Raw genomic sequence first — 23,048 nt, 5'->3', positions numbered from 1 at the left:
ACAAAATGAGAGCGTTATACGATTCTAAAAGTAAAACAATCGATGATCGCGGTATTAAAGCGCTGTTATCCAATGAAGCTAAATATTCAACTTGGTTGATGTTTGAGGCGATGCTCGCTCAAGCTCAAGCTGAACACGGTTTTATTCCACAGTCAGCGGCTGATGAAATTAAAGAAAAAGCGGTTATTGAGAATATCGATTTTGAAGAAATGAACCGCATTTACCAAAAAATCGGTCATGGTTTCGTGCCCTTTTTAAAAGTGTTAGTTAAGGCATGTTCCCAAGAGAGTGGTAAATATGTGCACTACGGCATTACCACGCAGAATATTCAGCAAAGTTCACAGCTTTATATGATGAAGACAGTGCACCATAAATTTATGTTGCTACTTGGGGAGATCATCGAAAATTTAGCTAACTTGGCAGAAAAAACCAAACATATGGTTATGCCCGGTAGAACACATGGCCGCCATGCTATTCCTATTACTTACGGCTATAAAGTATCGGTCTGGATCAGTGATTTTATCGACTGTTATCAGCGCATGAGAGAGTGTGAAAAACGCGTCTTTACTATCATGATGGGCGGTGCTGTGGGTGCATTTAACTCAATGCCAGAAGTGGGTATGAAGGTGCAAAAACGTGTGGCTGAATTAGTTGGTATGGAAGCGATGGAGGTGCCTTCTCGTAACCTTAGTACACATAAATTAGAGTATATGGCTAATTTGGCATTGATGGCTAATATCTGCCATAAAATTGGTGAAGAAGTTTATAGTACGACACTTGAGGAAATTGCGGAAGTTTCGGAAGGGTTTACCAAAGGTACAGTTGGCAGTAGCACTATGCCGCATAAAATTAACCCTAAACTGGCTAAAGGGATCATCGCTAACTCACAAAAACTGTATTCTTTACCCAGTGTGGGTATGTATTCTGCGGTAAGACCTTATGAAGGGGATAGTAGCTCCTATATGTTATTTGATGGGTTACTGGAAGAGGCATTAGAGCTGACAACAGAAATTCTATTAAGAACAGAAGAGCTTTCCAGAACAATAGTACCGCATGAAGAGAGAATGCTACATAACGTCATGAGAAATAAAGGATTAGATAATACAGAGTACGTTATGATGAAAATGGCAGAAAAACTAGGCAAAGATAAAGCACACTCTTTATTGTATGAAGAGGCGATCAAAACAGCAGCAGATGGCGAAGATTTCTATACTAACTTGATAAAAAATCCCGTTATCTCTGCGGCATTTAGCCCAGAAGAAATTAAAGCAATGCTTGATCCAAGAGCCTATATCGGTTTATCGGTGGAAATTGCGGAGAAAGAAGCTAAACGCGGGCATGTGGCTAGCCAAGAAATTAAACAAAACTATCAATAAGTCTATTAATAAATAAAGTTATCAAGTATCCAAACATCGGGGATAATTAGTCAGAGAGCTTCTTAAATAAGAAGCTCTCTTTTTGTTTTTTAACCAATCAAACCATGTACCAATATTATACCGATACAGATAGGGCCGATATAACGCCAAACTAATAATAAGCATTGGCGTTTTGCTCCAGTAATATTATCTGGAATAACCGCATTGGCTCTACGTGACCAGCCAAAAATTAAACACATCGCAATACCAAACAGTGGCATTAAGATATTGGAGGTTAAGTAATCCAATAAATCAAAGAGTGTTTTGCCCCCTAAAGTTACATCACTCATAGGACCAAATGATAATGAAACTGGGATACCCATTAACATAATAGAGGCTGTGACCACTAAGCCAGCTCTACGGCGAGTCCACTGAAAACGCATTTGTACATAAGCGACGATATGTTCGAGTAATGAAATTGCAGAGGTTAATGCTGCCATTAATAATAAAACAAAGAAAGTGACCGCCAAGATATTGCCACCAGGCAAGTTAGCAAAATAGACTGGCATGGTCATAAAGGTTAAGCCTGGGCCAGCATTTGGCTCTAATCCAGCAGCAGTTAACGCAGGGAAAATCATTAAGCCTGCTAAAACACACACTAAACAAGAGAGGATCACAACCCACATACTAGAGTTAGCAATAGTCTTATTATCCGCTAAATAGGCGCTATAGGTAATATGAATACCCAAACCGATAGACAGCGAGAAGAAGGCTAATCCCAACGCATCTAACACTCCTTGTGGGGTTAATTTACTAAAATCAGGATATAAGAATAATTTTAAACCTTCTGAAGAGCCGGGTAAGCTAATACCGACAATAATCAAAATAATCATGATAATAAACAGCAATGGCATCATGATCTTGACGGCTTTTTCTAATCCGCGTTGAACACCCGCTAATACGACAAAACATGTTAATCCGGCAAACACCAAGTGAGCAAGAATAGGCCATAAAGGGTCACTGATAAAACGGGTGAAGATCCCCGTTAATTCACTACTATCAGTAATATTTAATTCACCAGTAGCTGCCATAATGGTGTAACCAATGGTCCACCCCCCGACAACACTATAAAAGCTATAGATACACCATGAACTAAATACACCAATGACACCGATAATTACCCAATTACGTCCCATCATCTTTTTGAAGGCATTAACGGCTTCGGCATGGGTGCTACTACCTAAAATATTTTCAGCTAATAAAACAGCTAATCCGATAATAAAGCTAAATAACAGAAAGACGACGAGGAATGCACCACCCCCATTATTGGCGGCGACATAAGAGAACTTCCAAATTGCACCAATACCAATGGCAGAGCCAGCGGCTGCTAAAATATGGCCTACACGAGATGTCCATTGTTGGCTCATTTTGCCTCCGATTTCATTATATTAATGATAGAAACGGTTGCCGAACAATAGTGTATTGCAAAGGTGTGATAACCCTTAATCCTTGTAGTGGAACGAGACATCATAAAAACTCCCCTAAAAACAGTTCCACCAGCAGGGTTATAAAAAAACCACCTTACTGGTGGCTTTAGCAAAAAATGAACGAGCTTGGCCACCCTAATAAAGTAGGAGTAGATGTAGGCCTAGAAGTCGATTGTTAGTGTTAATGTTCATGTTTTTGCTCTTTATTGAAATGAATTTGGTTTGTTGCACTGATTTATTGAATGCCACTGCTAACAAATAACTATTTTGTTATATCATAAAAACAAATTAATGAAAGCCCTTTTTTTAAAAAACTTGATAACGTTTTGATAACTTTTGCTCAGAAAATCTTGTCGACAAAAATGTCGATATAACCTTGGTAGCCAGTGACAGAAATACTATCTACTTATTTTTACATGGTTTTTTACTTGGCATAAATCGTGCTTAGTTGGATGTTCTTTATGACTCTTTTACTCCCTAGTTAGGGGAAAGGATATCAAATGAACAAAATCAACTCCGTCTGTCCTTATTGTGGCGCTGGCTGCAAAATCAATCTCTGTGTCGAAAATGGTCGAATAATCAAAGCTGAAGGTGCCAATGGCGTCACTAACCAAGGCGAGCTTTGTTTAAAAGGTCTCTATGGATGGGATTTTTTAAATGACAATAAATTACTGACAGCCAGAATTCATCAACCGATGATCCGCCGACAAAAAGGGGCTGATTTTGAAATTGTCAGTTGGGATGAAGCGATTGAGTTTACGGCTAAAAAGTTACTCGCAATTAAAGAGAAATACGGTGCTAAATCTATTATGTGCACCGGCTCCTCTCGGGGTACAGGTAACGAAACCAATTTTGTGATGCAAAAATTTGCTCGTGCTGTACTGGGAAATAATAATGTTGATTGCTGTGCCCGTGTTTGTCATGGCCCTTCTGTTGCTGGTTTACAAGAAACACTAGGCAATGGGGCAATGAGTAATTCCATTGCTGATATTGAAGATTCAGATTGTTTGTTGGTGTTTGGTTATAACTGTGCCGATTCTCACCCTATTGTGGCGCGTCGTGTGGTGAAAGCGAAACAAAAAGGGGCCAAAATTATTGTTTGTGATCCCCGTAAAATAGAAACAGCGAAGATTGCTAATCAATATCTTCCCTTAAAGAATGGCACCAATATGGCGTTAGTTAATGCATTTGCCTATACGCTGATTGATGAAGATCTTTATGACAAAGAATATGTGAGTCGTTACACCGAAGGTTTTGAAGAATATAAAAAACAGCTAGTGGATTATAGCCCTGAAGCAGTAGAACGTATTGTTGGGGTTTCTGCAAGCGAGATCCGCCAAGCTATGCACACTTATGCAGCCGCAAAAACAGCAACCATTATGTGGGGAATGGGGGTAACACAATTTGGTCAAGCGGTAGATGTTGTGAAAGGGCTAGCGAGTTTAGCGTTATTGACGGGTAATTTAGGCAAACCACATGCAGGGGTTGCCCCTGTTCGCGGGCAAAATAATGTACAAGGTGCTTGTGATATGGGGGTTTTACCCAATATGTTCCCCGGCTATCAAAGTGTGACAGATGAAGGTATTCGTCAAAAATTTGCTCAAGCTTGGCATATTCCGGTTGAAAAACTCGATCCGCAAGTGGGTTATCGCATTACTGAAGTCCCTCATTTAGCCATTGAAGGTAAAGTGAAAGCTTATTACATCATGGGAGAAGATCCACTTCAAACAGAGGCAGATTTAGGTCTGGTTAGAAAAGGTTTTCAAGCGCTCGATTTTATTGTGGTTCAAGATATTTTTATGACGAAAACGGCAGAGCAAGCAGATGTTATTTTACCTTCTACCAGTTGGGGTGAGCACGGTGGTATTTTTACTTGTGCTGATAGAGGTTTTCAACGTTTTGAACAGGCAGTACAAGCACGTGGTAACGTTAAACGTGATTGGGAAATCATTAGTTTATTAGCCACGGCTATGGGCTATCCAATGTCTTATACAGATAATGAAGAAATTTGGCATGAGGTAAGAGCATTATGTCCGCTATTTTTCGGTGCGACCTATGAAAAATTAGCGGGATTAGCCCATATACAATGGCCTTGTCCTGAACTCGATCATCCGGGAACACCCTATTTATATTCAGATAATCGATTTACAACGCCATCAGGTAAAGGCCAGCTTTTTGCTACCGCATGGCGCGCTCCTGCAGAATTGCCTGATGAAGAGTATCCAATGATTTTATCAACGGTACGTGAGGTAGGGCACTACTCTTGTCGCTCAATGACGGGTAACTGTAAAGCATTAGCATCATTAGCAGATGAACCGGGGTATGTGCAAATTCACCCTGATATTGCTAAAGCGGCAGGTATTGCTGATCAAGAAATTGTTTGGGTTGCATCTCGTCGAGGTAAGGTGTTGTCACGGTGTAATCTAAACGAAACCGTTAATAAACAAGCTATTTATATGACTTATCAATGGTGGATTGGTGCATGTAACGAACTGACACAAGATAATCTCGATCCTGTTTCAAAAACCCCAGAAACTAAATATTGTGCTGCACGAGTGGTGAAGATTGACGATCAAAAATGGGCAGAAAGCCAAGTCGCTCAAGATAATCACGCTATGAGAAGTCGTTTAATTAATTTAGTCGAGCAAGCAAAAACAGCGACACACTAAATTAATCACTCAAGAGAAATATAACAAAATCAATGGAGGCTATTTGGCCTCCATTTTTATTCTGTTTATTTATCATCATGTTATATCAATTTGGTCATTGTTTGATCTTCTTCACAGATCGTAGTTTTTCTGATTGAGAAATAAAACTCCGTAAAATAATATAATTCGGAGTTACATTTCAAAAAAAAGAGAGCAGTGAGTTCAACATGGCACTAATTGAAAAGATGACTGAAGATATTCAACAAAAAGGTGGGTTAATTGTTTCTTGCCAACCTGTTGATAATAGTCCAATGGATAAACCTGACATTGTAGCCGCAATGGCTCAAGCAGCAGTAAATGCAGGTGCCGTCGCAGTACGTATTGAAGGAATTGATAATTTAAAAGCAACACGTCCTCTTATTGATGTGCCAATTATTGGAATTGTAAAACGTGATTTGCCTGATAGCCCTGTCAGGATCACGCCTTGGTTAAATGATATTGAAGCATTGGCTGCAGCTGGTGCAGATATTATCGCTTTTGATGGTACTGATCGCCTACGCCCAGTTCCCGTGAAAGCATTGCTAGAGCATGTTCATCGTTTAGGAAAACTAGCGATGGCAGATTGTGCCACTTTTAATGAAGGGATGTATTGTCATCAACTCGGTACTGAATTTATTGGCTCAACGATGTCAGGTTATACCGGTGGGGAAATACCAAAATTACCCGATCTTCAACTGGTGACCGCATTAGCAGAGCAAGGATGTCGAGTGATTGCGGAAGGGCGTTATAACACACCAATGATGGCGGCAAGGGGTATGCAAGCGGGAGCTTGGGCTGTCACCGTTGGCTCTGCATTAACTCGTCTTGAACATGTCTGTGAGTGGTTTACTCAGGCATTAAAGTGGCAGCAGGAGTTAGATAGATGAATACATTAGCGATTGATATTGGAGGAACCAAAATCTCGGCAGCATTAATTAGCCGAGATAACCAATTGACACAACATCGACAAATAGCAACACCAGCAAGTCCATCTCCAACACAACTTTATGAAGCATTAGTTAGCATTATTACACCATTAAAAAACCATGCCGATAGTGTTGCCGTTGCATCAACAGGGATCATTTGTAATGGCATTTTAACCGCATTAAACCCCGATAATTTAGGTGGATTAAACGATTTTCCTTTAATGGAAACACTATCAACCCTTACCGGATCACCTTGTTGGTTACTTAATGATGCCCAAGCTGCCACATGGGCTGAGTATTATCATCGTCGTGACACTATATCTGATATGGCGTTTATTACGGTCTCAACCGGCGTTGGCGGAGGCATTGTTCAGCAAGGACAGCTACTAATAGGAAAACGTGGTCTTGCAGGCCATTTAGGTCATACCTTAGCTGATCCTCGAGGCCCTCGTTGTGGATGTGGCCGCTATGGTTGTGTTGAAGCCATCGCATCGGGGCGTGCGATTGCCTCACAGGCTGAAGGGGAACTTGCTGGTAAAGATGCTAAGGCAATTTTCAGTGCTTTTCATCAGGGAAACTTACAGGCTACCACCATTATTAAACGCTCTGCCAACACCATAGCTAATTTGATCACAAATATTAAAGCTACAACAGATGCTGATTGTGTTGTGCTTGGTGGCAGTGTGGGGCTTGCTAACGGCTATCTCGAATTGGTTCAAGTTGCTATGGCACAACAACCATTAGCATTACAAGTGCCGATTGTATCAGCTCACTATCATCATGATGCTGGATTATGGGGCGCAGCCCTATGGTCTAGAGAGCAATAAAAAAACTGTCGTAAAACTTACCTTTTACCCTACATATGGCAGGACTAAAAAATGCAATTACATGATTTTGGTTTTATTAACTATGCAGTGCTGTTTGGCTATTTGGCAGCTATGTTACTCGTGGGTGTTTATTTTTCTAAACGTCAAAAAACTGCGGATGACTATTTCCGTGGTGGAGGGCGAGTTCCTGGGTGGGCCGCTGGAGTGTCTGTATTTGCGACCACATTAAGCTCGATTACATTTATGTCCATTCCTGCTAAAGCTTATACTTCTGATTGGACCTTTATTATTGGACAGTATTTAGCTATTGCAATTTTACCTTTAGTTTTTTATTTCTATATTCCTTTTTTTAGAAAATTAAAAATCACCTCCGCTTATGAATATCTAGAAGCTCGTTTTGATGTTCGTAGTCGTTTATTTGCTAGCCTTTCATTTATGTTATTCCATATTGGGCGTGTTGCTATTATTACTTATTTAACCGTACTAGCTTTACGTCCTTTTATGGGGATTGATCCGGTCGTGTTAATCGTATTAATAAGCTTATTATGCATTATTTATACTTGGATGGGGGGCATTGAAGGCGTTATTTGGACGGATGTTATTCAAGGTTTATTACTTTCTGGTGGTGCTGTACTGATCTTTATTATGATTTGTTTTAAAGTTGATGGTGGTATTAGCGAAATTTTTACTACTACAGCACAAGCAGATAAATTCTTTCCTACCACACAATGGCGCTGGAGTTGGACAGATAGCACTATTCCTGTATTAATGATTGGGTTTTTATTTGCCAATATTCAGCAATTTACTGCTAGTCAGGATGTTGTGCAACGCTATATCGTTACCGATTCTATTAAAGAAACTAAACGTACATTGATAACTAACGCTAAATTAGTGGCTATTATTCCTATTTTCTTTTTTGCCATCGGCTCTGCATTGTTTGTTTACTACCAACAAAACCCAAGCTTATTACCCGCAGGATTTAATACGGGGGGAATTTTGCCACTATTTATCGTGACGGAAATGCCTATCGGTATTGCAGGGTTAATTATTGCAGCTATTTTTGCTGCTGCACAATCAAGTATTTCTAGTAGTTTAAATAGTATTTCAAGTTGCTTTAATTCTGATATTTATACTCGTCTTAGTAAATCATCCCCTAGTCCTGAACAAAAAATGAAAGTCGCAAAGTTAGTTATTATTGTGGCAGGAATATTCAGTAGTTTAGCGGCAATTTGGTTAGTTTTATCCGATGAAGCTGAAATTTGGGATGCATTTAATAGCCTTATAGGTCTTATGGGCGGACCAATGACAGGCCTATTTATGCTGGGAATTTTTGTAAAACGTGCTAATGCCGGTAGCGCCGTTGTTGGGATCATCGTGAGTATTATTGCAGTATTGGCTGCACGTTATGGCAGTGATCTTAACTTCTTCTTCTATGGAGTCATTGGTTCAATGTCAGTGGTGATTGCAGGAACCATTACGGCACCACTTTTCGCACCAGCAAAACAGCTTTCCTTAGATGACAGTGAAACATCAGAGAACTAAGAAGGAATAATCTATGTTATTTGGACATTTATCTGATTTGGCGACTATGCCAGAAATGAATCCAGCGTTACGTCATGCAATGGAAAAAGCATTAGCACTTGATCCCGCGTCACTTGCACCGGGCAGCTATAAAATTGATGGTGAGACGTTGTTTATGAATGTTATGACTTTTGAAACCGTGCCTCGTGAGCAAAAACAAGCCGAATTGCATCAGCGTTATATCGATATTCAGATCTTACTATCAGGTGAAGAGACAATTGATTTTGGAATACAAGGTTCGGCACAAGATGTGACACCTTATAATGAAACGGATGATTATCAGTTGACTGATAACATCATACATCGTCAAACATTATCCCTTACACCAAATATGTTCGCCATTTTTATGCCTTATGAGCCACATAAGCCAGGTATTGCGCAGAAAAATGAGGCCAGTACATTAAAGAAAGTGGTTATTAAACTAGATGTTGCCGCGTTAACTCACTAATCATTATTATTTAATAAAACGCTTTATTTCTCATGTATCAGTTAGTTGGAGTTATAGTGATACTGAGAATAAGGCGTTTTGTTATTATCACATTATTGTCTTAACAAGGCTTTTTTTAACCTGTTGGAATTGGTACTCTTGTGGGCAAAATTCTATTCTCGTGTATTTGCTGCAAGCAAGGATAATGTCCATGACAGAACAGGCAACAACTCGATTAAAGCCGGGTAAAATACTTGATACGCTAGGCGCTATGAAAAATAGTTTAACTCGCGTATCGCAACGTATTGCAGACTATATCCTGTTCCATCCTACGGAAGTGACTCAGTTATCTATTGCCCAACTCTCTCAAGCAACCAAAGCAGGTGAAGCGACGGTTGTCCGCTTTTGTCGGACATTGGGTTATAAAGGTTTTCAAGACTTTAAAATGGATTTGGCGATTGAAATGGCAACATCAGATAATGATGAATCGCCAATCCTTGATGCAGAAGTCAGTCACCAAGATGATATCCATACTATTGGCCTAAAATTGCAAGCAACAATAAATAATGTGTTATCAGAAACATTAAATTTGCTCGATATGCAACAAGTGCAAGGGGCGGTCAATGCACTATTATCAGCAAACTATGTTTTTATCTGCGGCGTTGGCTCTTCGGGGATCACTGCGGAAGATCTGAAAAATAAACTTATGCGTATTGGTTATCGTGTTGATGCCGTAACTAATAACCACTTTATGTATATGCAAGCCTCATTATTAAAATCTGGTGATGTCGCTATCGGTATTAGTCATTCGGGTAATTCATTAGAAACGGTTCATGCATTGAAATTGGCTAAAGAAGCGGGCGCAAGCACGATTGTATTGACGCATAATTTAGGCTCACAAATTATGGAATATGCAGATCACCATTTAATTAATGGTAATCGACAAGGGAAATTACAAGGCGATTCTATTGGCACAAAAACAGCACAACTTTTTGTTTTAGATTTGCTTTATACCTTGTTAGTTCAGGCTAAGCCTGAAACAGTAAAAGAGCAGAAATTACGTACTCTCAATGCGTTAAAACAGACGCATTCAGCATAAGTTTATTGCTATTTTAAAGCATCTTGAGCAGAAAGTAGCTAAAGATCACAGTTTTACCTTTCTCTTTCCTTCAGAGCTATTTTCGTTATTGCGTTATGACTAGTCGCTCTCTAATATAGAGTTAAACTCCATAAGTTAATTAATAAAGAAATTAATCTCCATAGGAAGTGATCATGAACAAACTCTCTGGACTGATTGCCGCGCCTCATACTCCTTTTGCTGCGGACGGTAGTGTTAATTACCCTGTTATTGATGATATTGCTAAGCACCTAATTGCGACTGGGGTAACAGGGGCTTATGTCTTAGGTACTACTGGTGAAGGTATACATTGCTCGGTTGAAGAGCGTAAAAAAGTCGCTGAACGTTGGGTTACAGCGAGTCAGGGACAACTTGATCTTATTATTCATACTGGTGCATTAAGTATTGCTGATACGTTAGAACTTGCTCGTCATGCTGACACATTAGATATTAAAGCCACATCAGTGATTGGCCCTTGCTTCTTTAAACCTAGTCATGTTGATGATTTAGTAGAATATTGTCGTTTAGCAGCGGCAAGTGCACCCTCAAAAGGTTTCTACTATTATCATTCCACCATGTCAGGATTAAGCATTGATATGGAAAAGTTTTTACAAGCAGCAGGTAAAGTGATCCCCAATTTATCTGGCATGAAATTTAACTCCCCTGATATGTATGAATTTCAGCGTTGCTTACGGGTAGAGGGAGGTAAATATGATATTCCATTTGGCGTTGATGAATTTATTCCGGCAGGATTAGCTTGCGGTGCATTAAGCGCTGTAGGTAGCACCTATAACTACGCTGCACCGTTATATCTTGAGTTAATTGAGAAATTTAATCAGGGTGATCACCAAGGTGTGGCAGATTGCATGGATAAAGTTATCGCTATTATTCGAGTTTTAGTCGAATACGGTGGCGTTGCTGCAGGCAAAGTAGCAATGCAATTGCATGGTATTGATGTTGGCGCTCCTCGTCGTCCTTTACGCCCACTGACAGCTGAACAAAAAGCAGATGCATTGGCGAAATTTAAGGCGGCAAATTTCTTATCATAAATTGCGTTTTGCTTAGAGCATGACATTGTAGATAAACCTATCCTTTAACATCTCCCCCATTGGATGTGACAGTGGCTTTCGCTTGAGAGCCACTTTTTTATTATCTACTTTATGACTTGATTTTAAGTACCATTCAATTCAATGTACTAATAACAATCTTCGTTACCGAGGTTTATCGATGGCCTATTCATTTTTAACCCAAGCAACAGTTAAAAAATTATCGCGCAATGAAAAGTGGTTACAACAGATTAATAATGAAGATATTATCGATTTGAGTTTAAATGCGGGGCAGCTCATTATTGATAAACCAAAGGTGGATGAGAATTTTATCCCTTTTAGTCAACAATTAGATGTTTATTGTCAGCAAATTGCTCAGCAATTTCCTTTTATAGCGGTGACTCCACAATTACAACTTCATTGCACTTTGTTGACCATTTTTAATCAACCTATAGCGTTATTTGAGCCTCAGAAATTAATGTTATTGGCTTGGTGTCAAAAAATAACGAATATTTTTAATAAGATAGGAAAGATTGAGATCCTATTTAATGATATTATTTTAACGACTAATGGAAGCGTGATATTAATAGGTGTATCAAAAACATTAACGCAGTTTAGACAACAGGTTTACCAGCAAATCCCCATTGATCATCATCTGCATAAAAATATTATTCACATTACGCTTGGGCGCTTACAGGAAAGCGTGTCATCAGAAAAAATAACACCACTTTTTCAATTTTTAGCACATAATCGATTATCACTTCCAATCAATATTAAAACCAGCATTAACTATCCTAAATTTGTGGTGAGCAAAGGCTCACTATCATCTGAAATATTGTTGAATAAGACGATAGAGTTTAATCAACAGTGCTTCTAGAGAGCTTGGTATCTTGTATACAAGATTGTGTGATTTAACTTTGATGATGTTGAAATCATAATATATCTAAATTTTCTATAAATGTTTGCTGTCTTATTTGGATAAATAATAGTTTTTAGCTAATATAATTAGCTATGTAATTTAGCGAATAAGGCCTTATGATGAAACGGAAAGATGAAGAATTTAATTACACTAATCTAATTGTTGGAAATTCATATAGTAAAAATGAAGCTTTAGTAACAGCTAATGTAGAACCACTAAAAAATAATAAAGAGATAACAGGAATTACAAGTTTTAAAAATTGTATTGTTCTATTTGTAACTTTAGATAAAAGAAGCAAAGAAGATAGCCATAAATACAATGATGTATTTGTTGATAACGGTAAGAAATTTCATTGGGAATCACAAAATAAGAATACAACGGAAACTTCTCATATAAAAAGAATACTTACTGGTGAGACCGTTATTTTATTTGTTCGAATACATGAAAAAATTAAAAGTAGAAGTCAACCCTTTATTTATGTTGGTCGACTATCTTATATAGAATATAACAGTAACAGACCGGTTCAAGTTTTATATAATGTGCTTGATTATCAGGATAAACCTAATAAAGAACTAAGTGCCATTTATGCTTGGGAAAAAATAGAGACTTTAGATCTTGATAACAACTTACCTTTGATATTGAAAAAAGAAAAAACAAGTTATCAAGGTCGAGTTACTGACATTAAAAAGAGAAAGGCAATAGAGCTGTATGCAATGAATAAAGCAAAAGAAGATTATAAAAAACAAGGTTTTAAAGTAATTGATACTTCTTCTAATAGTCCTTATGATTTAGAATGCCATAAAAATAATACATTTAGGCGTGTCGAGGTTAAAGGTACGACGACAGAAGGTGATGCGGTTTATGTTACTCGTAATGAGGTTTTATCCGCTCATTCAGCCGAGTGTGAAACTGATTTATATATTGTAAATAACATAGATATTTTTCTACAAAAAGATGGTAATTATTATGCTAATGGTGGTTTAGTTAATATTATTAAAAACTGGAAACCAGAAGAAAAATGTTTAGAAGCGACAGTCTATCGTTACCACCTTAGTAAAAGATAGTTTATGGATAAAATACGGACAACATAAATTAATACGCAAATAGATAAGTAAAATAAAAATAGTGTTGTCATTTAAATTAAAGTGTATTTTTGCTTTTAAATACACTAGTGATCTAGCGAAACAGAATGTACATGCTGTAATTGTTTTAATGAGCAATAAAACTCTGGTAAGGTTATTTTTTGTCGCACAAGTAGTTTTAAGTTAACTTCAACGCGCTCCTTTTTAATATCACGAATAGTCAGGTTTTCAATAACGTTTTTGTTGCTTTTTAAATAGTCAATTAAAAGAGGAACACCACTTTCATGAGTAAATAGCATTCGCACTTTAATTTTACCTAAGCGTTGATTATTCATTTGAAACAGCACTACTTGTGGGCTCAGTTTAATAGCCATAAAAAAGAGGAAAGTCACAACGATAGCATGCCAATAAAAGCCGGAGCCACAGGCGATACCCACTCCCGCAGATGCCCAAACAATGGCCGCAGTCGTTAATCCTGAAATGGCGTCATCTCGTCGATGTAAAATAACACCAGCGCCCAGAAAGCCGACCCCACTGATAATTTGTGCAGCTAACCGCATGGGATCACTGCGAATATTGTCAGAAATATTGGCGTAATATTCGGCTGATTGGATAGAGACAATGGTTAATAAACAACTGGCAACAGCAATAATGACACAAGTTTTAAAACCAACTGGTTTTCCCTTTGATTCACGCTCTAAGCCAATAAGACCGCCTAAGATAAAGGCGGTCAGTAATTTAGCAATACTTGATAGTGATAATGGGCCAATAGTGTCAACAAACTGTATTAATGCATCCATGGTTTGCTCCTGACGTTGGCTTATTTTTTATTTTAAAATTAAGGTGCTGTAATTCCTTGTGATGTTTCTTTATTTTCACTATTTCTTTTTTTAGAAACATCATCTTTAAAGAAGAAAATAAAGAATAGGGTTACCACCGACGCTACAATGGCAGGATAGACCCAGAATGTTGACCATTGTGGTAATGCTGCATCACCTGTTTCAGTTACGGTAGTGTTAAAGATTTGACCACAAATAGTGGAAGCAAATAGTAAGCCGAAACCATTAGAGACAATAAAGCGCAGACCTTGTGCTTGTGCACGAATTTCAGGTTTTGCTTTGCGATCAACATAGATATCTCCCGCAGTAAAGAAGAAATCCCAACATAATCCCTGTAGCATTAATCCGATGACGATAAAGTAAAGCTCTGTATTTACTGCCGCATAAGAGAAAAACATAGAGCGTATGATCCAGCTCACGGCTCCTAGCAGTAATGTAATTTTGAAGCCAAATTTCATTAAGAAGAATGACAAAACAAACATAAACAGAACTTCGCAAGCGATCCCTATTTGCATAATAGAAGCTGCATTATCAAAGCCTAATGCTTTAATAAAGACAGGAATATAAGCAGAATAAGCTGTTTTGGGGATCATTAAAATAAAGATGCTAAACATCAAAATAGCAAAGTAGCGATCTTTAAATAAAGACAATGCATCTAAACATAAAATATCGCGTAGTGAGAAAGGCTGGCCTTTCGCTTTAGGTGGCGTATTAGGTAATGTAAAACAATAGAAACCGAGTAATACACCAACTGCAGAAGCGATATACCAAGTCATTGTGCTACCAGAGAAGCCCATTTCACCCAATATAAAACCAATTGCCATAAAACCAAACGTACCAAATACGCGAATAATTGGGAAATATTTAACCCCATTAATATGGGAGAAACTAATGCTATTAGATAGCGCAGTGGTTGGATAAAACAATAAGCCAATAATAAAAATTAAAAATAATGTCATGCCACTGTTTTGTGCTTCAATAAATTGGGGAACACAGAGAATAACGACGGCATTAATTAAATGAAGTATCCCCATGACTTTTTGTGAAGCAAAGAAACGATCTGCGACCATACCAATAAATAAGGGGGAGATAATTGTCGCGACACCTAATAAGGCATAAGCATTGCCGATAATGCTTGCCATACCATAACTACTTAATACGAGTCCCATGGTCATATTCCATGCTCCTTGCATGAAATATTGCACAAACATCATAATAAGTAGGCGAGAAGTTATTTTCATATCCATTGTCGTACCCCTCTTAATTGGTTTCTAACGTTAATCCGTCGTAGGCAACACGGATATGATGAGGAGCACAAACCGTTTCTAATTCATGATGCAGTAATTTACCGCTGTGTGAGATATGCGAAACGACAATCTGTGTAGCTTGATGTAAACAGCCTTGTTGTTGCAGTTTTTCTTTGGCGGCAAAAACCGTTTCTAAGCTCATATGATTATCTGTACGATCTTTTCCATTTAAGCCATAAGTGCACTCAAAAACAACAATATCAAGTGGTTTGTTTTCTAACCATTGCCAAGTTAACTCTGGAAACCAACCCGAATCATGGCCATAGAAAATAGCTTTGCCATCTTTTTCAATATGATACACATAACAAAGTTCCCATTTCGCATGATTAGCAAGCAGTGGCGTAATTTTATAACCATTTCTTTCGACCGTAACGAAAGGGATTAAGCAATGAAATGCAAATCGCTCTTTCGTATAACCTGGTAATACTTCAATACAGCCATTGATAGCGCGATCGTTACCGAAAATATGTAAAGGATGGTTAATTTCAAAACCATAGCCTTCCATTCTGCTAAATAGTTCACCAACATTAAAATGATCAGGATGAGTATGAGTAAATAGCAAACTTTCAAAATGTGTTGCGTCCATACCATCACGCATCAGTTGGTAACTAAAAGTGGGGGAGACATCGATCAACATAATGTCATCCACAATAGCAGAAGAGTGCGTTCTAATATCTTTACCGGCTAATTTTCTTGCTTTCAGACAGTGTTCACAACGACAGAAGGGATTCGGTATGCCTTCTGAGGCAGCCGTCCCTAAAAAATGAAGCTTCATAATAAATCCCCTTATCTTATTGTTTATTAGTATTTTATTAATTTTCTGGTGTTGGCTATTTGTAGGTTACAAACAAATTTGAACGTTCCAATAATAAAATGACATGTGTTATTTGCCAATAAATGAAGATCAGATCAGTGATCTTATTCAAATATTATTTACTAATATGTTGATTAATATATATATTTATTTTAATTGGTATTGATAATTATTTATTATCTTTAATTTTTAATAGATTGATTTATCAGCTAATTGTAAGTGGAACGTTCAAATCAATTATCAGTAGTCGTGATAAATAATTCAGGTATGCTAGTGAAGGTGGAAATAGAGGTGAAAGAAGAGAAATGGCGACGATCAAGGACATTGCAAAACTAGCGGGTGTTTCGCATGGTACGGTATCTAACGTATTGAATAAACGTGGAAATGTAAGTGTTGAAAAAATTGAAGCAGTCTATCAAGCTGCTAAACAGATGGGCTATCAATTAAATACACAAGCCCAACTACTAAGAACCAATAGAAGCCATAAAATTGCGATCTTATTACCCCAACTGGTTTCTGAAAAATATGCGATCTTCTTTAATGCTTTTAGACAGTCGATCGTTAATTTTCCAGAGATCAGCTACGATCTTTTTTTAACAGATCTTCTTGAGACCACTGAGCGTGATCTGCTACAAAAAATTGCTGCAGGTGGCTATAAGCAAGTAGTCACCGTAAGTTGTCTTAAAGATGCTAAATACTATTTTGACACGTTAAAACTTCCACCTTCACAAATTATCTTTATTTATCACAAACCCCTCAATGCACAACGTTTTTTTACGTTAGATTTTGCACAAGCGGCGGAGTCAATTTGCCAGCAAGTGTCACAAACAGCTGGCAAGGTGGTGGGGATTTTTGGCGATAATCAAGATGAATTAAATAGTCAGGTTTTTGCTAATCAATTGCAAATACGGCTTTCTCAAACTGCACCCGATAAAAAATGTGTCATACTTAGCGCTTCTGATGAAGAGAGTTATAAAATTGCTTTTGATTTCTTTTCTATGGAGCAAGTCCCCGATATCTTTGTCACACAAGATATTGAGAAAGCTCGCTATTTAACACAAGCAAGCTATTTTGGCAGTTCTTCAGATTGTCCTATTATCTTTGCTCTAAGTGATAATATTCCGCCGGTAATAAAAGGGTTATATTGTTTTCCAATGAACTATGCTCAGCTTGGTTTGGAAGTCGCTGAGGCACTATTAATCGCAGAGCCGCATGAGTACAAAAATAATAATGTATCTGTCGCAAATCGAAGTTCATATCTGTATACGGCAACACCAGCAGTAATGAGTGATGATAAATCACAAATTAGTCTTAATTTACTAACGTTGCCAAGCCCTTCAACAACGGCATTAAAAAAACTACTTCCTCATTTTTATCGTCAAACTGGTATCAAGGTGAATTTAGCTATTCATCCTTATGATGAAGTCTATCAAATTTTAAGCCAACTTCATTTACACCCTTATTATGATCTGTTGCGTATTGATATGGCGTGTTTTCCATGGTTTGCTGAGCGAATATTGCGACCATTAGATAAAATTGGTGATGGATTAACTGATTTATTGAGTCACTTTTCCTTACCTACGCAACAAAAATTTGGTTTGGTTAATGATGTCGCTTATGCAATGCCGTTCGATGCTAGCGCTCAATTACTGTTTTATCGTAAAGATCTGTTTGAAGATACTATTTTAAAAAGAATGTATTACGAAAAAACAGGTAATGAATTAACTGTGCCGACAACCTTTGAAGAGTACGATAATGTGACTCAGTTTTTTACTGAGTTGCATCAAGCCGGGCAAGCTCATTGTCCGATGGGAGCTTCAACCACATTAGGAAGTGCGGGATTAATCGCAACTGAATACTTATTACGTTATTACGCTAAAGGTGGGCGTTTAATCGGTAGTGATAATATTCCGCGCTTAGCGATGCCCTTGGCCGCTGAGGTATTAGCAGATTATTTGCATCAGTTGTCGATCACCGAAAATATCAACCATAAATGGTGGAGTGGCTCTGTCAGACAATTTGAGCAAGGTCATCTGGCAATGCTTATCTCTTATATGAATTTATTTAATGATGTCGCACATAGCGATATTTTACCTAAAATTGGTTTTGCTCCCGTTCCGGGTGGTGTACCACAATTAGGGGGTGGGGTACTTGGGGTGTCGCGTTACAGTAGAAAATCATCTTACGCTGAACTGTTTTATCGTTGGCTTTATTCTCCTGTTGTGATGGATCACTTAATTTTATTGGGTGGAAATAGTAACCATGAAAATTTTAGTCATAATCAAGAAATTAGCCACCGTTATCCATGGATGACACTAGCTTATCAGGAAATTAATCAAGGAATACGAGAATCATCAGTGCCGAATGGTAAATTATTTAACTTAAGGCAAGCTGAGATTATTATTGGTCAGGGTATTACTAATGTGATTAATCATATTATGACAATAGAAGAAACGATTGATTATATTAATCAACGTCTGTTGATTGATACTCAGGGTGAACGATGATCTTTGATAAAAAATCAGGGGCTAATAATTCCCCTGATAATTGTCATCTTCAATAACTGGCTGATCGTGATTTAGTGAATTGAATAAAACACATAACGCAAAGCAAATTCTGCAATAATTGCCATGATACCGCCATAGACAAAAATGGACTCCGTTGATTTTTGCTGAGTTTGGCCCATCAAATATTTTACTAAACTATAGCCACACACCAATACAGCCAAAGTTGCTAAGATCCAACTGGTCATACGTAATGGGCCAATGGAGTAATAGACTTCAATAGGTGATAACGGAAAGGTTACCGATGTTTGGCTATAGAGCGTACGAGTTAAATAGTGTTCATAAAAAGGTTGATAGAGTAATCGGCCAATTAAACTAAATGCCATGATCCCCCACAATTGCCATTTCCAACGGATAGGGAAAGGGGCTGATGGTATTTCTATCCCTAATTTATTACCTATACGCTGCAATATCTTTAGCAGCAAAAAGAATATTGTTGCCCCTAATGTGAGCATCGCGCCAAAAAACATCACATAAGTGTTGTTATCCATCCATGTTAAAATGGAAGTATGGCGATAAATGGATGCCATGCAATAAATGTCAAACAGACCAATCAGAAGGCTTGCACTAAATAGCAGCATCGAAAATTTACCGGTACGCCATAGCCATAAAAAGGTGATCCCTAAACATCCTACAAAAATGGCAGTGACAGCAACTTCGCGACTTAACCAAGCTGAAAAGACATTTCTAATGGCATTCGGAGCATTTAACGGTACGCCTAAGTGAGTAATGGAGGCAATAGAGCCTAAACCGGCTAATCCACAAATCACCAATAAGGTTAGTAACATAAAGCGATAATAGCTTTCAGCACTGAGATAATGTGCAAGACGGCGTGCAAAAAGGCCTGTTATGAGTGTTAAGCCAATAGTGGCATTCATCATAAAGGTGAAAATCAATAATGACCATTCATTCATTTTATTTCTCCTTTATTATTTATAGTGTCATTATTTGCCCCTTGGTGAGGGTTGATCACTAGGTTTGGATGAGTTATTTCAGGAGAAGGCAAACCAGTGACATAATTAACTTCACCATAGCGTTCACGTAGTTCATCAATTGGACCAAATTGAATGGCCCCAAGTGGGCAGGTCGCAACGCAGACAGGCTGTTCACCTTTTTGTTGTAAGTCGATACAAAAATCGCATTTTGACATCTGCTTGGTTTCAGGATCCATTTGCGGTGCGCCATAAGGACAAGACCACGCACAGGCGCCACAACCAACACATTTGTCAGTATCTACCATCACAATGCCATCACCTTCGCGTTTATGCATCGCGGTAGTTGGGCAGTTTTTAACACAAATGGGATCATCGCAATGATTGCAAGAGATAGATAAAGTGTAAGCAAAGACATTATTAATTAATGCACCGTTAGTATTACGGCTATAACCACCACCAGTGATTTCATATACACGGCGAAATTTGCGGCCAACATCGAGGTTATTTTTATCTTTACAAGCAACCTGACACGCCTTGCAGCCCGAACAGCGAGCACTGTCGATATAAAACCCTAGCTGTTTACTGCTTACTGCGGGATAAACGATAAATTTACTCATGCTTTTACTACCTCGACCAATAAAGTTTGGTGAGCATTACCGTGTGCCATTGCGGTGCTACGGGATGAGGTTAAGACGTTGGCACATCCCCCTTGATCGATACCTTGTTTATCTGGTTGCCACCAAGCACCTGCTTGTAAAGCAACGACACCAGGCATAATGCGTTGTGTGAGTTTGACGGGAACTAAGGTGATCCCACGGTCGTTATAGACTTTGACTTTATCGCCTTGTTTGATATTTCTATCTTCGGCATCTAATGGGTTGATCCATAATTCTTGACGTTGTACTTCTTGCAGCCAAGGATTAGCAAATTGTGTTGAGTTTGCGCGGTTACGTCCTTTCCACGTGATGAGTTGTAGTGGAAATTTATCTGTTAACGTATCTTCGGGCCCTTCAATGGCAGGCACATAATGAGAAAGTGCGGGGATCTCGCTATTCTTCATCTCATATAAGCGTTTAGAGAAGATCTCAATTTTTCCTGATGGGGTTGGAAATGGATTATTTTCTATATCTTGGATATTTTTCTCAAACGCAACATTTTGGGTATGAGGGCGATGTTTTAGCAGATGACGACGTTTAACCAATAATTCATCAAAGGTAGGAATACCATCTTCAGGACGTTTAATACTGGCATCATTGACTAAATATTCAATCCAGTCGCGATCAGTGGCTTTACCTTCGCTAAATTGTTCACCGACCCCCAGTTTATCAGCCACTTCACGTAACCAATCGTAGTCGGTACGACGTTCAAACTCTGGCTCTATCACTTTTTCGGACAGAATAATATAATCGCCATAACTCCATGTGCCTCCAATATTCCAGCGCTCTAAAAAGCTGGTTTCAGGCAGTAAGATATCCGCATATTTGGCGCTAGGTGTTAAATAGAGGTCGCTACAGACGATAAATTCAACTTTTGATTCATCTTCAAGCACTTTAGCGGCATGAAGAATATCGGTATTTTGATTCACCATATAATTACCCGCCATTGAGAAAATCATCTTGATTTCAGTATCAAGTTTCTCGGCATTGAGTAAGCCATTTTGTGGTGTGGCCAAATTTTTATCTTCACACGCTTGCACCCAATTGGTGATATTGATTTTTGCTTTAACGGGATTGGTCAATAAACTTGGGCCGGCAATGGTTTTACGTAACTCAGAGTTTAATGCCATGCCATAGCCTGCCGCCCAGCCACCGCGTACACCAACGTTGCCGGTAATAGTCGCTAACAGTGTCGCACCGCGTGCCGTCCGTTCACCACAAATATGACGTTGTGGTCCCCAACCTTGGATTAATGCTGCCGGTTTTGTAGAAGCATATTCACGGGCTAATTGACGAATAGTATCTGCGGGTACTTTAGTGATAGGCTCTGCCCATTCAGGGGTTTTCTTGATCCCGTCTTTTTTCCCCATTAAATAGGCAACTAAAGACTCATTTTCACCAACGCCTTCTGGCATCTGATGCTCATCGAAACCAAGGGTGTATTTGTCGATAAAGGCCTGATCATGCAGGTTTTCACTGACAATGACATACATCATGGCATCCATCATCGCGTTATCAGTGGTAGGTAACAGCGGGATCCACTGGTCAGCTAAAGAAGAGGCAGTATCGGAATAGCGTGGATCAACGACAATAAATTTAGTGCCGTTTTTTTTCATTTTTTGGAAGTAATGATTGGAATGCCCAAAAATAGTTTCATTAGGATTATGTCCCCATAGAATAACTAAAGGGGTATTTGCTAATGTATCTAATGTACTTCCGCTAGCGGCTGTACCGTAAGTATAAGGGGTAACGGCAAGGGTGTTACCATTACTCACGGAGTGATAATTCTCCAGAAAGCCGCCGGTTAGGTTAAACAGACGGCGTAGCATATTAGCACCAGAAAAAATGCCACCAGTCACCCCGGTGCTTAAACTAACAAAACGTGAGGCAGGGCCATATTGCTTGGTAATGCGTTGCATATTTTGTGCAATAAGCGTCGTAGCTTCTTCCCAAGTGATGCGCTCAAATCGACCTTCACCACGCTTACCTACTCGCTTCATAGGATATTTTAATCGATCAGGATGATAGACAAATTTACGATAACCACGACCCCGTACACAGGCTCGCATGATAGGCATCTCTTCATCTAAATCGGCGTCAGGTCGAGTGCTAATACGTGTCACTTTGCCATCTTTAACGTGCGCGCGAATATCACATTTTCCGCCACAGTCAAAACTACTACAGGTAGAGACAACACGCTCACTCTCTTTGGCGTCAATCGTTTTTTCAGCTATTGCATGATCTTGTGTTGCCGCCATCGTGTTGGAGGAAAAAAAGGGCAGTGTGACTAATGCCGAACTCGCTTGAATAAAATGGCGACGACTTATATCACCGGAAATTGGCTTAATACTATGATGATCGGACTGATTGCTCATATAAATGCTACCTTAGACATAATAAGCGGAAGCCAATTTACCCGATACTTGATATAAAGATGTGTATGCGTTTTCTAGACTATTGATATGGGGATATCTGGTTT

Annotated in this window: 18 protein-coding genes; 11 read left to right on the top strand and 7 right to left on the bottom strand. The window is 38.6% G+C overall.

Annotated features, from left to right (window positions below; all coding sequences use genetic code 11):
* Positions 1-5: 5 nt before the first annotated feature.
* Positions 6-1,376 (top strand): class-II fumarase/aspartase family protein, encoded by a 1,371-nt coding sequence (locus tag AACV00_RS16990; RefSeq protein WP_004246680.1) that lies wholly within the window; start codon positions 6-8, stop codon positions 1,374-1,376.
* Between the two features lie 89 nt (positions 1,377-1,465).
* Here AACV00_RS16990 and AACV00_RS16985 read toward each other — a convergent pair whose 3' ends face one another.
* On the bottom strand, positions 1,466-2,782 hold the full coding sequence (locus tag AACV00_RS16985) for a sodium-dependent transporter (protein WP_004246681.1): 1,317 nt from the start codon (positions 2,780-2,782) through the stop codon (positions 1,466-1,468).
* A gap of 560 nt (positions 2,783-3,342) precedes the next feature.
* On the opposite strand from AACV00_RS16985, the gene fdhF reads away from it, so the two are divergent.
* From fdhF to AACV00_RS16940, 9 genes are all read left to right on the top strand, one after another.
* Complete coding sequence (gene fdhF / locus AACV00_RS16980) at positions 3,343-5,511, top strand: formate dehydrogenase subunit alpha (protein ID WP_049208294.1); 2,169 nt, start codon at positions 3,343-3,345, stop codon at positions 5,509-5,511.
* A gap of 206 nt (positions 5,512-5,717) precedes the next feature.
* Positions 5,718-6,416, top strand: a complete 699-nt coding sequence (locus AACV00_RS16975) for an N-acetylmannosamine-6-phosphate 2-epimerase (RefSeq protein WP_161680219.1) — start codon at positions 5,718-5,720, stop codon at positions 6,414-6,416.
* The gene (gene nanK, locus AACV00_RS16970; protein WP_004246685.1) at positions 6,413-7,282 is read left to right on the top strand and encodes an N-acetylmannosamine kinase; all 870 of its coding nucleotides are present in this window, start codon (positions 6,413-6,415) and stop codon (positions 7,280-7,282) included. Before AACV00_RS16975 ends, nanK begins: the two co-directional genes overlap by 4 nt.
* A 51-nt stretch (positions 7,283-7,333) precedes the next feature.
* Complete coding sequence (locus tag AACV00_RS16965) at positions 7,334-8,824, top strand: sodium:solute symporter (protein WP_004246686.1); 1,491 nt, start codon at positions 7,334-7,336, stop codon at positions 8,822-8,824.
* A 13-nt stretch (positions 8,825-8,837) separates the two neighbouring features.
* Positions 8,838-9,311 (top strand): N-acetylneuraminate anomerase, encoded by a 474-nt coding sequence (nanQ, locus tag AACV00_RS16960; protein ID WP_004246687.1) that lies wholly within the window; start codon positions 8,838-8,840, stop codon positions 9,309-9,311.
* Positions 9,312-9,501: 190 nt separating this feature from the next.
* Positions 9,502-10,389, top strand: coding sequence for a MurR/RpiR family transcriptional regulator (locus AACV00_RS16955; protein ID WP_108717211.1), 888 nt, complete (start codon positions 9,502-9,504; stop codon positions 10,387-10,389).
* A 173-nt stretch (positions 10,390-10,562) separates the two neighbouring features.
* Positions 10,563-11,456, top strand: a complete 894-nt coding sequence (locus AACV00_RS16950; RefSeq protein ID WP_020946439.1) for a dihydrodipicolinate synthase family protein — start codon at positions 10,563-10,565, stop codon at positions 11,454-11,456.
* 178 nt (positions 11,457-11,634) lie between these two features.
* Positions 11,635-12,330: a hypothetical protein gene (locus AACV00_RS16945; protein WP_017827143.1), complete on the top strand. Its 696-nt coding sequence runs from the start codon at positions 11,635-11,637 to the stop codon at positions 12,328-12,330.
* Between the two features lie 161 nt (positions 12,331-12,491).
* A complete protein-coding gene (locus AACV00_RS16940) occupies positions 12,492-13,436 on the top strand; it encodes a DUF3427 domain-containing protein (RefSeq protein ID WP_053088715.1) in 945 nt (314 codons plus the stop codon).
* A 104-nt stretch (positions 13,437-13,540) separates the two neighbouring features.
* On the opposite strand, the gene AACV00_RS16935 is transcribed toward AACV00_RS16940, so the two are convergent.
* Genes AACV00_RS16935 through AACV00_RS16925 form a run of 3 tightly spaced genes read right to left on the bottom strand, consistent with a single transcriptional unit; the run spans position 13,541 to position 16,375 of the window.
* A complete protein-coding gene (locus AACV00_RS16935; protein ID WP_110706868.1) occupies positions 13,541-14,254 on the bottom strand; it encodes an MgtC/SapB family protein in 714 nt (237 codons plus the stop codon).
* A gap of 38 nt (positions 14,255-14,292) precedes the next feature.
* Positions 14,293-15,540: an MFS transporter gene (locus AACV00_RS16930; protein ID WP_110706869.1), complete on the bottom strand. Its 1,248-nt coding sequence runs from the start codon at positions 15,538-15,540 to the stop codon at positions 14,293-14,295.
* A 13-nt stretch (positions 15,541-15,553) separates the two neighbouring features.
* Positions 15,554-16,375 carry an MBL fold metallo-hydrolase gene (locus AACV00_RS16925; protein ID WP_004249024.1) on the bottom strand — a complete coding sequence of 274 codons (822 nt, stop codon included), beginning with the start codon at positions 16,373-16,375 and terminating at the stop codon, positions 15,554-15,556.
* A 344-nt stretch (positions 16,376-16,719) separates the two neighbouring features.
* On the opposite strand from AACV00_RS16925, the gene AACV00_RS16920 reads away from it, so the two are divergent.
* On the top strand, positions 16,720-18,921 hold the full coding sequence (locus tag AACV00_RS16920) for an extracellular solute-binding protein (RefSeq protein ID WP_004246699.1): 2,202 nt from the start codon (positions 16,720-16,722) through the stop codon (positions 18,919-18,921).
* 71 nt (positions 18,922-18,992) lie between these two features.
* Here the strand turns inward: AACV00_RS16920 and AACV00_RS16915 are convergent, their stop codons facing one another.
* Genes AACV00_RS16915 through AACV00_RS16905 form a run of 3 tightly spaced genes read right to left on the bottom strand, consistent with a single transcriptional unit; the run spans position 18,993 to position 22,944 of the window.
* A complete protein-coding gene (locus tag AACV00_RS16915; protein ID WP_004246704.1) occupies positions 18,993-19,892 on the bottom strand; it encodes a dimethyl sulfoxide reductase anchor subunit family protein in 900 nt (299 codons plus the stop codon).
* Positions 19,889-20,530: a DMSO/selenate family reductase complex B subunit gene (locus AACV00_RS16910; protein ID WP_004246705.1), complete on the bottom strand. Its 642-nt coding sequence runs from the start codon at positions 20,528-20,530 to the stop codon at positions 19,889-19,891. Before AACV00_RS16910 ends, AACV00_RS16915 begins: the two co-directional genes overlap by 4 nt.
* Entirely contained in the window at positions 20,527-22,944 is a 2,418-nt protein-coding gene (locus AACV00_RS16905; protein WP_161680221.1) for a DMSO/selenate family reductase complex A subunit, read from the bottom strand. Before AACV00_RS16905 ends, AACV00_RS16910 begins: the two co-directional genes overlap by 4 nt.
* Positions 22,945-23,048: the final 104 nt, after the last annotated feature.

Origin of the sequence: Proteus sp. G3927, assembly GCF_963894685.1 — a bacterium.
Classification (GTDB): Bacteria; Pseudomonadota; Gammaproteobacteria; order Enterobacterales; family Enterobacteriaceae; genus Proteus; species Proteus mirabilis.
The sequence above is the reverse complement of the archived record's forward strand: the minus strand, read 5'-3'. Positions and strand labels throughout refer to the sequence as shown.

What these genes read in the sequence shown, in the direction of transcription:
- AACV00_RS16925 (WP_004249024.1), bottom strand. Translation starts at nt 16,375, where the DNA reads ATGAAGCTTCATTTTTTAGGGACGGCTGCCTCAGAAGGCATACCGAAT.
- fdhF (WP_049208294.1), top strand. Translation starts at nt 3,343, where the DNA reads ATGAACAAAATCAACTCCGTCTGTCCTTATTGTGGCGCTGGCTGCAAA.
- AACV00_RS16905 (WP_161680221.1), bottom strand. Translation starts at nt 22,944, where the DNA reads ATGAGCAATCAGTCCGATCATCATAGTATTAAGCCAATTTCCGGTGAT.
- AACV00_RS16910 (WP_004246705.1), bottom strand. Translation starts at nt 20,530, where the DNA reads ATGAGTAAATTTATCGTTTATCCCGCAGTAAGCAGTAAACAGCTAGGG.
- AACV00_RS16950 (WP_020946439.1), top strand. Translation starts at nt 10,563, where the DNA reads ATGAACAAACTCTCTGGACTGATTGCCGCGCCTCATACTCCTTTTGCT.
- AACV00_RS16915 (WP_004246704.1), bottom strand. Translation starts at nt 19,892, where the DNA reads ATGAATGAATGGTCATTATTGATTTTCACCTTTATGATGAATGCCACT.
- AACV00_RS16940 (WP_053088715.1), top strand. Translation starts at nt 12,492, where the DNA reads ATGAAACGGAAAGATGAAGAATTTAATTACACTAATCTAATTGTTGGA.
- AACV00_RS16985 (WP_004246681.1), bottom strand. Translation starts at nt 2,782, where the DNA reads ATGAGCCAACAATGGACATCTCGTGTAGGCCATATTTTAGCAGCCGCT.
- nanK (WP_004246685.1), top strand. Translation starts at nt 6,413, where the DNA reads ATGAATACATTAGCGATTGATATTGGAGGAACCAAAATCTCGGCAGCA.
- AACV00_RS16955 (WP_108717211.1), top strand. Translation starts at nt 9,502, where the DNA reads ATGACAGAACAGGCAACAACTCGATTAAAGCCGGGTAAAATACTTGAT.
- nanQ (WP_004246687.1), top strand. Translation starts at nt 8,838, where the DNA reads ATGTTATTTGGACATTTATCTGATTTGGCGACTATGCCAGAAATGAAT.
- AACV00_RS16920 (WP_004246699.1), top strand. Translation starts at nt 16,720, where the DNA reads ATGGCGACGATCAAGGACATTGCAAAACTAGCGGGTGTTTCGCATGGT.
- AACV00_RS16930 (WP_110706869.1), bottom strand. Translation starts at nt 15,540, where the DNA reads ATGGATATGAAAATAACTTCTCGCCTACTTATTATGATGTTTGTGCAA.
- AACV00_RS16965 (WP_004246686.1), top strand. Translation starts at nt 7,334, where the DNA reads ATGCAATTACATGATTTTGGTTTTATTAACTATGCAGTGCTGTTTGGC.
- AACV00_RS16990 (WP_004246680.1), top strand. Translation starts at nt 6, where the DNA reads ATGAGAGCGTTATACGATTCTAAAAGTAAAACAATCGATGATCGCGGT.
- AACV00_RS16975 (WP_161680219.1), top strand. Translation starts at nt 5,718, where the DNA reads ATGGCACTAATTGAAAAGATGACTGAAGATATTCAACAAAAAGGTGGG.
- AACV00_RS16945 (WP_017827143.1), top strand. Translation starts at nt 11,635, where the DNA reads ATGGCCTATTCATTTTTAACCCAAGCAACAGTTAAAAAATTATCGCGC.
- AACV00_RS16935 (WP_110706868.1), bottom strand. Translation starts at nt 14,254, where the DNA reads ATGGATGCATTAATACAGTTTGTTGACACTATTGGCCCATTATCACTA.